Raw genomic sequence first — 8,341 nt, forward strand, 5'->3', positions numbered from 1 at the left:
GCTGCTTATGCAGTAGCAGGATTAGCTATAAGTGGCGTATCAAGCTATTTTATTTACAATAATTGGGAAAAATTTAAAAAAACTATTTAATGGTAAATCTATTGTCATTTTAGGGCAGCGTACTACTGGTAAAACAACGCTTCTTAATTATTTACTTAAGGGAGAAATTACTTTAAAGCATGAGGCAACAATTGGTGTTGAGAAAGTTAAAATTAGCAAAAAGAAACTAGCAGATCTTGGCTGGGATGTTCGTTTGAATAGTATTCAAAAAGATTATAGTGGAGTTACTTCTAATTATGAACAATGGTTAAAAGCACTTAAAAATGCTGATATTTTTATTTACCTATTTAAAATTAGATCTCTTGCATAAATCAAAAAACGATCAATTTATTGGTCGTTTTTTGTATCAAACAATACGCCATTTTCGATTATTATTGTTCCATGAACTACTCAAAAGTAAAAACACTGTCAAACAGCCAGTTTAAACGACTTGTCGGAATACAAACCTCAACTTTTGCAGAAATGCTTGAAGTATTGAGAGCTGCTCAAAGTGTTAGTCGACGAGGAAGACCTTCTGTACTTTCGCTTAAAGATCAGCTATTGATGACCTTAAGTTATTGGCGTGAATATCGAACACTTTTTCATGTTTCGATGAGCTATGGTATACATGAATCTAATGCTTCTAGAATTATTCAAAAGATTGAGAATATCTTAATAAAATCCAATAAATCTCATTTACCTAAAAAATTACCACAAGGTGAAGGTTTAGATTGGGAAGTTGTCGTGGTTGATGCTACCGAGATAACCATAGAACGTCCCAAAAAAACAGAAAAAGTATTATAGCGGCAAGAAAAAGCGTCACACCATCAAAGCCCAGCTGATGATTCACTACGAAACACGTCAGATCATATCAACAGCCATTGCACACGGTAGTGTGCATGATGTTCAATTATTTAGAAGGCAACGCAAAAAACAAAGATACAAAGGGTTGTTGCTTGCAGATAAAGGCTATCAAGGTTTGAATCGACTAGGAGTGAGTTGCCTCATTCCCATAAAATCAAGCAAAAAGAAACCATTAACGCTGCTACATAAGCAAATCAATCGTGAAATTGGAAAACGACGTATCCGAATTGAGCATGTAAATGGTAAATTAAAGACCTTTAAAATTCTTGCTGAACGTTATCGTAATCGGCGTAAACGCATGGGTTTACGCCTCAATTTGATTGCTGCAATTTACAACATGGAGTTGGTCAATAAATGATTTTTGCAAGAGGTCTATTGATGAATGGATTTTAGATGAAGGATCTGTAGAAAATCAAATTGAAAAAGATATGAAAAATATTCAAAAAGAGTTAAATGGTAGAAATATACCGATGTTTATCATTGGTACTCATTTAGATCTACTTGAAAGTATTGAATTTAATAATAAAAAAGAAAAAATTAAATTGATCGATGATCTTCAAGATGAAGTATTTTTTAAAAATATTAAATCTAGATTAAATATGGATAATTCAAAAGCCTATTTACATTTTGGGAGTATGAAAGATGAAATAGGATTAAATGAAATTACTCACTTCATAATCGGTCATATGGGAGAATAGATGTGGAAGATATGAAAATATATCTTTTTGCACAAGCATTAGATAATAATAGCACTGATGATTGGTATGAATATACCCAAAATTCTATTGAAAAAATAATCAAAGAAAATGAACAGTCGTGGGTTAATAATTTAATATTTGAACTGACTAATGAGGGAGAAAGAGAAATTTTTCATAATGTGGAGTGTTAATGATGGATTGGACGAGTGAAATTTTATTTATATTTTAAATCAAAAACTTATTAGAAAAATTTTAAATTTTAGGCGTAAAATAGGTGCAAATAACATCCACATTTTGTCCAATTTTGCTGTTCTATTATTTTAATTTTGTTTGATTATTATTCAACCTAAAAAGCTTCAATTCACTATATTTCTGAGAGCTCATACAAGAAATCTGAAACTTTTTGTGCAAGAATTTCATGATCATCCTGACTTTCAACAATATCCACCATTAAATCATCAAGCCCTGTATTATCTTGAATACTAACGCCTTGAATTTAAAGAAAAGTAAGCATTACAGCAAGGCCTGTGCGTTTATTCCCATCAACAAATGCATGTTCTTTTGATATTGCAATACCGTACCAAGCTGCTATTTCATAAAGATCATCAACCTGATGTAATACATTTGTTGATCAATTCTGCTTAACACGCTGGAGGTGTTGCAAAAAGTATGCTGACTATATTTTACTCGCTATGTAAATGTCAAGCGGGGCGTGATTTTTACGCACATGTGTTTATGTTATTAAAATGATGTGGTTTACTTGTTTAATACCCCGAGGAATAATTTAATCTTGCTGTGCGTTAGTCACGTTTCTTTCTTTCAAAAGTTGATTATATCTTTCAACGTAATCGTCACGATATTCAAGCTCTCTTGATAGGGATTTACAGTGGAGAATAGGCGAAACTTGTCTTAAATAATGGTAATTTATTATCTTTAAAATAGAGAACGCCCGATGAAATTCATTAGGCGTTTAATTTAAATAAGTTTCAGCTTATTTTATAACTAGATGTACTTGTCAATCACGATTCTTTTTCTCAATTGCCTTAAAAAAAACAATCTTGCTATTTTTGACTTTTCACACCATTTTGTTCAATTTGTACTGCGGCTTGCCAGCTAGGTAGTTGGCTTAAACCTGCTACATAACGTTGGATATGCGGATAATTTTCACCTTGTCCCATATGATAAACTAAAGCATGTAGTCCAAAGCCCATCATAAAGTCAGCACCGGTTAAACGGTCTGCGACTAGAAATTCTTTATCTTTTAAATATTCATTTAAATAGCTAAATACTTTATCGAACTCAACTTGAGTATAATTTTCTAGAAATACCAACTTCGTACCATGCTTGGTTTCTATCGCATTAAACGTTTTTAACAAAAATGGCAGCATGGCAGAGCTTTCTGAGAAATGAATCCACTGTAGATAATCGACATAGGTAGGTTCATCCATATCTGGTGCTAAATGCGGCGCAAGTTGCTGAATTAATAACTCAACGATTGCGCCTGACTCTGCAATAACTTTGCCATCCCATTCCAATACTGGAGATTTCCCTAAAGGATGGATAGTTTTTAAAGATTCAGGGGCCAAATGCGTGCTTGAGTCACGATAATAGCGTTTCAGCTCATAGGGCTGCTTGATTTCTTCAAGTAACCACAAAATGCGAAAAGAACGTGATTGATCTAAATGATGTAGTGTAATCATGATAATTCCTATTTTTTTAAAGTTTTACAACCACTTTGCCAAAGTTTTCGCCTTTCAACATACCATTGAAAGCATTGATCGTGTTATCTAAACCTTGCACCATATGCTCTTTATATTTGATTTTTCCGTCTTTCAACCATTCAGACATTTGCTGATAGAATTCCGGATACTGACTGCCATAATCATCAAAAATAATAAAGCCTTGCATGCGAATACGCTTTTTTAAAAGGGTGGAAATAAAGCCCGGTAAACGGTCTGGCCCTTGTGCTTGCTCGGTAGCGTTATACTGAGAAACTACACCACACACCGGTACACGTGCCGCAGAGTTAAGCAATGGCCATACCGCATCAAACACTTTACCCCCTACATTCTCATAATAAATATCAATACCATTGGGAGCTGCTTGTTGTAATTGATCTGCAAAATTTTCATCATGATGATTGATACAAGCATCGAAGCCGAGTTCTTCTACTGCATAACGGCATTTTTCAGGCCCACCTGCGACGCCAACCACACGACAACCTTTAAGTTTGCCAATTTGTCCAACCGTAGCACCAACAGGTCCCGTTGCAGCTGCAACGACTAATGTTTCACCGGCTTTAGGCTGACCAATGTCCAACAACCCCATATAAGCAGTAAATCCTGGCATTCCCAAAATACCCAATGCCCAAGATGGATGTTCAGGTTGCATACCTAAGCTTTGACAGGCAGACCCATTAGAAATTGCGTAGCCCTGCCAGCCATTTCCAGAAAGAACCCACTCACCTTCTTTGAATTTTGGGTTTTTAGAGGCCACCACTTGACTGACTGTTCCACCGACCATCACTTCGCCAATTTCAACCGGTGCTGCATATGAAGGAGCATCACTCATGCGACCACGCATATAAGGATCGAGTGACAAGTAAATGGTTTTTAACAATATCTCGCCTTGTTTAAGTTCATTGAGTTCAACTTGTTCAATACGAAAATCGCTGTGTTTTGGCTCACCCACTGGCCGTTTAGCTAAAACGATGCGTTGATTAATAACTGTTTTCACACATATAACTCCATGTTTTATTTAAAAGTATTTCTCTTCACAATCAAAAATTATGATTAAAATTTCTTTACATCCATTGTAGATGAGTTATAATAAAAAACAATACGACTGGTCTATTTTTTACAATAGAGTAAATAATTAATATGAAGCCTACTCCTATTAAAAAGTCTGAAGCGAAGCGCTTACACATTCTTAATACCAGTTCAGACCTGATTTTGCATAAAGGTTTTACCGGTGTAGGATTACAGGAAATTTTACAGAGCTGTGAGATCCCTAAAGGCTCGTTTTATCATTATTTCCAATCTAAGGAAGCTTTCGGATGTGAATTGGTACAGCATTATGTAGATAATTATCAAGTCCGTTTAAATGATGTATGGCGTAGTGATAAATCCCCTTATCAAAAGCTGATTGAGTATTTTAATTTATGGATAGAAGATCCTGAAACACAGTGTGGTTGGGCGGATAGCTGTTTAATTGTGAAACTTGCCGCAGAAGTTGCCGATCTATCTGAAGATATGCGCTCCATTATGTCCGCTGGCGTGGATGATGTAATCCAACGTATTGCTGGTTTAATTGATTTGGGAAAACAGGATCAGTCTATTCAAGCAAATACTGAGGCCTCGACGTTGGCACAAGTACTTTACCAAATGTGGTTAGGTGCAGCATTACTGAGTAAGTTGCAAAAAGATAAAACACCATTACATCAAGCTCTGAGAGCAACTAAATTTCTATTAAAAAGTGAAGATTCATAAAAATTAAAGGAGCTTCCTTCCTGTATATAGAAAAATAAAGGAAGGAAAGCTATTCACTCAGGCCCCTCACCATTAAGTGAGGGTTTTTTTGCTTATTGCGCCAGTTGCTCAGAGTCAGAAGTTTTATTCACTGCTAAGCACCACAACAGACACTAGCTACTCTTTATTTCAACAATTGAAGTAATGCTGTAGCAGTTGCAGCAGAAGATGCTGGATTTTGTCCAGTAACCAGCAAGCCATCTACTTGAACATGTACTTGCCAATCATCCACTTTAGAATAATGACCACCGTTTTCTTTAAGCATGTCTTCGACTAAAAATGGTACAATTTCAGTCAAACCTACAGCGGCCTCCTCAGTATTGGTGAAACCAGTCACTAATTTACCGCTAACTAAAGGCGCTCCATTACTCGCTTTCACATGACGAAGAACACCCGGGGCATGACACACTGCTGCAACAGGTTTGCCAGACTGAATCGCCTGTTCAATCAGAGAAATTGAAATCGGATCTTCTGCTAAATCCCACAATGGGCCATGCCCGCCTGGATAAAACACTGCATCATAATCAGCTACAGAAATTTCGCTAAGTTTGTGCGTCTGTGTTAATGCTTGCATTGCAGTTGGATCTGCTTCAAAACGATGAGTGGTTTCAGTTTGAGCATCGGCTAAATTACTTTTCGGATCTAGTGGTGGCTGCCCACCTTGAGGCGACGCCAGCGTAACTTCAGCACCAGAGTCAATAAAGGTGTAATAGGGTGCAGCAAGTTCTTCTAGCCAGAAACCTGTTTTCTTACCAGTATTGCCAAGTTGATCGTGTGAGGTTAAAACGATTAAAATTTTCATGTTATTTCTCCGATAATTTTCATGATTGAGGAGCATTGTTACAGGGTCAGAGCATGCCAGATACGCGCATTTAGCTTAGATGCTCATCTCGAGAATTTGGCGACTGATCTCTAATGAAACATTTTTATGTTCGCCTAGCTGTGTCAGATTATGTGATTTAAGTTGCGTAATGATGATCTCAATATCTGTCTCCCCCAGTCCATAATCGCTAAGACGAGTCGGCAATCCAAGTTGCTCAAAGAAGGCTCGAGTACGAGCAATAGCAGTATCAATACGTTGTTCTTCATCACCTTCTACAATCTGCCAGACTTGAGCTGCATACTGTAGTAATTTTTCTCGCTTCTCTTGACGACGCACTTGTAGATTGGCCGGCAACACAATGGCCAAGGTACGAGCATGATCAATACCATGTAAAGCCGTGAGCTCATGCCCAATCAAATGGGTTGACCAATCTTGTGGTACACCAGCTCCAATTAGCCCATTCAGTGCCATGCTAGCAGCCCACATCAAATTCGCACGCGTGTCATAATCTGCTGAATCGTCCAAGATTTTCGGTCCAATCTCAATCAGAGTTTGCAATAGACCTTCGGCAAAACGATCTTGTACTTGTGCATTCACAGGGTAAGTTAAGTACTGTTCCATGACATGAACAAATGCATCGACCACGCCATTTGCTAACTGGCGCGTCGGCAAGCTAAAAGTTTTATTCGGATCAAGTACGGAAAATTGCGGAAAAACATAGGGGCTGCTAAATGACAATTTGGCTTGGATCGATTTTCTGGTGACTACCCCACCGCTATTCATTTCTGAACCAGTTGCCGGAAGGGTGAGTACACTCGCAAAAGGCAAAGCTTGAGTAATTTTAGTACCATGGTTTTCTAAAATCTCCCATGTATCCCCTGTATAATTGACTGCTGCTGCAATAAATTTAGTACCATCAATTACCGATCCACCACCGACAGCCATCAAGAAATCAATCTTTTGTTCTCGAATCAGCTCTACAGCTTTCATGAGGGTTTCATAACTCGGATTCGGCTCAATTCCGCCAAATTCATGAATTTCTCTTGCACCTAATGCTTCACGCACCTCAGCTAAAGTACCATTCTTACGTGCACTTTCACCACCAAACAACATTAATACTTTTGCTTCTGTAGGCACATAGTCATTGATTTTAGCTATTGTATCGCCACCAAAAATAATGCGGGTCGGATTATAAAAGTTAAAATTCAGCATATTTTTATCCTAGGATGATCAGTTAATTGATTTGAAAAACCACCGTTATTCATCAAATAAACTTTTAAAAAATCGGACAACACTGTGGCTTTTGCCTACACCATATCCTAACTATACATAAAAATAGACCAGTCGTCTATTTTTATAAAAAATTATTTCAGCTTGCGACTTTAGTGATGGTTAAAAAATTCAGGCTTGTTCTATACCGCTTTTATTATTGATGTATTTTCACGAGCGATTGTTGGATGAAAGGTATCAACACGTATGACTACTGACATGGTCGTGAACGCATTGGCTAAAACAGTGAATGGCTTATACAAAACAGAGGTGATTGAATATTTAAAAGCAAATTGGCACGGTTTAGCAGATGTACAAATGCAACGCTAAATTAGATAGTTTAGTTCAATATAAAGCATGTACATGGGTGCATTCGTTTATTTACCCTGTTTTGATATTGACCCATGTAAATGATGAGATTAAGCCATTCAATAAAGTATCCCAACTTGAATAAAAATCCTCAGACAAACCTCACAGGGTTGAAGTGCTGCCTTTTATTCGAAATTTCAGGCAGCAATTTCATACATTTAAGCGTCGGTTTAAGCTGGTAGTTTACTCGCCAAAACATCTACTTTTTCAATAGACGGTGGCTCTGAAAATAGCTCTTCGGCCTGAGCCATCAACGCAGCTGCAACCTTGCCAGATAAATGTGCTTGGCGACCCGCCTCATCAGGAAATGCATCAAAAATACCAAATGTTGTAGGTCCAAGACGTAGGCCAAACCACGCAACTGTCGCAGGTTCTTCCATTACAATAGGTAAACCAGCTTTAAGGAAAGCTTCCACTTCGTCTTCTTTACCTGGTTTAGCTTCAAGACGGACATATAAAGCTGTTTTAAGCATGACTAAAACTCCACAATTGATTAGAATTCAAACTGATTCTGACATTGCTAATGTATGCATGTCAGAAAGTTTTGTTGTATAAAAGTTAAAAAAAAATTCCCATAGCTGAGCCAAAATTTAGATTTTTATTTCGACATAATGCTATGAATTTATTCAAGTTAATATCATTAACATTTGAATCAAAAAATCAAGATATGAGATGATTAAATTCAATCTTAGTTATATAAGGACCAATTGACTCTACCTTAGATTTATAAGCTTGGACTGCCACCACTCTCC

The 8,341-nt window shown here is 37.1% G+C and carries 11 protein-coding genes and 2 pseudogenes; 7 read left to right on the top strand and 6 right to left on the bottom strand.

All coding sequences use genetic code 11. The features are described from left to right. Positions 1–31: 31 nt before the first annotated feature. From IO68_RS25805 to IO68_RS34015, 5 genes are all read left to right on the top strand, one after another. Positions 32–370 (top strand): hypothetical protein, encoded by a 339-nt coding sequence (locus IO68_RS25805; protein WP_023013430.1) that lies wholly within the window; start codon positions 32–34, stop codon positions 368–370. A gap of 71 nt (positions 371–441) precedes the next feature. Further along, positions 442–843 carry a transposase family protein gene (locus tag IO68_RS34360; RefSeq protein ID WP_023013431.1) on the top strand — a complete coding sequence of 134 codons (402 nt, stop codon included), beginning with the start codon at positions 442–444 and terminating at the stop codon, positions 841–843. Positions 844–877: 34 nt separating this feature from the next. Continuing rightward, a complete protein-coding gene (locus tag IO68_RS34365) occupies positions 878–1,261 on the top strand; it encodes a transposase (protein ID WP_413540713.1) in 384 nt (127 codons plus the stop codon). A 70-nt stretch (positions 1,262–1,331) separates the two neighbouring features. After that, entirely contained in the window at positions 1,332–1,601 is a 270-nt protein-coding gene (locus tag IO68_RS25820; RefSeq protein ID WP_023013433.1) for a hypothetical protein, read from the top strand. A 2-nt stretch (positions 1,602–1,603) separates the two neighbouring features. Next, the gene (locus tag IO68_RS34015) at positions 1,604–1,792 is read left to right on the top strand and encodes a hypothetical protein (RefSeq protein ID WP_023013434.1); all 189 of its coding nucleotides are present in this window, start codon (positions 1,604–1,606) and stop codon (positions 1,790–1,792) included. 173 nt (positions 1,793–1,965) lie between these two features. Here the strand turns inward: IO68_RS34015 and IO68_RS34320 are convergent. The 3 genes and pseudogenes from IO68_RS34320 to IO68_RS25840 all read right to left on the bottom strand — a co-directional run. Beyond that, positions 1,966–2,252 (bottom strand): annotated as a pseudogene (locus tag IO68_RS34320) (type II toxin-antitoxin system death-on-curing family toxin); the annotation flags it as partial. A 410-nt stretch (positions 2,253–2,662) separates the two neighbouring features. Continuing rightward, positions 2,663–3,301 carry a glutathione S-transferase family protein gene (locus IO68_RS25835; RefSeq protein WP_023013435.1) on the bottom strand — a complete coding sequence of 213 codons (639 nt, stop codon included), beginning with the start codon at positions 3,299–3,301 and terminating at the stop codon, positions 2,663–2,665. A 16-nt stretch (positions 3,302–3,317) separates the two neighbouring features. Beyond that, positions 3,318–4,337, bottom strand: coding sequence for an NADP-dependent oxidoreductase (locus tag IO68_RS25840; RefSeq protein ID WP_023013436.1), 1,020 nt, complete (start codon positions 4,335–4,337; stop codon positions 3,318–3,320). A 143-nt stretch (positions 4,338–4,480) separates the two neighbouring features. On the opposite strand from IO68_RS25840, the gene IO68_RS25845 reads away from it, so the two are divergent. Next, on the top strand, positions 4,481–5,089 hold the full coding sequence (locus IO68_RS25845; protein WP_023013437.1) for a TetR/AcrR family transcriptional regulator: 609 nt from the start codon (positions 4,481–4,483) through the stop codon (positions 5,087–5,089). 163 nt (positions 5,090–5,252) lie between these two features. Here IO68_RS25845 and IO68_RS25850 read toward each other — a convergent pair whose 3' ends face one another. Then, a complete protein-coding gene (locus tag IO68_RS25850; protein ID WP_023013438.1) occupies positions 5,253–5,930 on the bottom strand; it encodes a type 1 glutamine amidotransferase domain-containing protein in 678 nt (225 codons plus the stop codon). Between the two features lie 75 nt (positions 5,931–6,005). Beyond that, entirely contained in the window at positions 6,006–7,163 is a 1,158-nt protein-coding gene (locus IO68_RS25855) for an iron-containing alcohol dehydrogenase (RefSeq protein WP_023013439.1), read from the bottom strand. A gap of 186 nt (positions 7,164–7,349) precedes the next feature. Here IO68_RS25855 and IO68_RS34060 point away from each other — a divergent pair. Then, positions 7,350–7,541: pseudogene (locus IO68_RS34060) on the top strand (IS3 family transposase); the annotation flags it as partial. A 218-nt stretch (positions 7,542–7,759) separates the two neighbouring features. On the opposite strand, the gene IO68_RS25865 reads toward IO68_RS34060, so the two are convergent. Beyond that, positions 7,760–8,062 (bottom strand): putative quinol monooxygenase, encoded by a 303-nt coding sequence (locus tag IO68_RS25865; RefSeq protein ID WP_000920558.1) that lies wholly within the window; start codon positions 8,060–8,062, stop codon positions 7,760–7,762. Positions 8,063–8,341 lie beyond the last annotated feature (279 nt).

The organism is Acinetobacter sp. COS3, assembly GCF_000475335.1.
Lineage (GTDB): Bacteria > Pseudomonadota > Gammaproteobacteria > Pseudomonadales > Moraxellaceae > Acinetobacter > Acinetobacter venetianus.

Bases quoted from the DNA above. Each gene is read 5' to 3' on its own strand.
- IO68_RS34360 (WP_023013431.1), top strand. From the start codon at position 442: ATGAACTACTCAAAAGTAAAAACACTGTCAAACAGCCAGTTTAAACGA.
- IO68_RS25820 (WP_023013433.1), top strand. From the start codon at position 1,332: ATGAAAAATATTCAAAAAGAGTTAAATGGTAGAAATATACCGATGTTT.
- IO68_RS25835 (WP_023013435.1), bottom strand. From the start codon at position 3,301: ATGATTACACTACATCATTTAGATCAATCACGTTCTTTTCGCATTTTG.
- IO68_RS25845 (WP_023013437.1), top strand. From the start codon at position 4,481: ATGAAGCCTACTCCTATTAAAAAGTCTGAAGCGAAGCGCTTACACATT.
- IO68_RS25850 (WP_023013438.1), bottom strand. From the start codon at position 5,930: ATGAAAATTTTAATCGTTTTAACCTCACACGATCAACTTGGCAATACT.
- IO68_RS25855 (WP_023013439.1), bottom strand. From the start codon at position 7,163: ATGCTGAATTTTAACTTTTATAATCCGACCCGCATTATTTTTGGTGGC.
- IO68_RS25865 (WP_000920558.1), bottom strand. From the start codon at position 8,062: ATGCTTAAAACAGCTTTATATGTCCGTCTTGAAGCTAAACCAGGTAAA.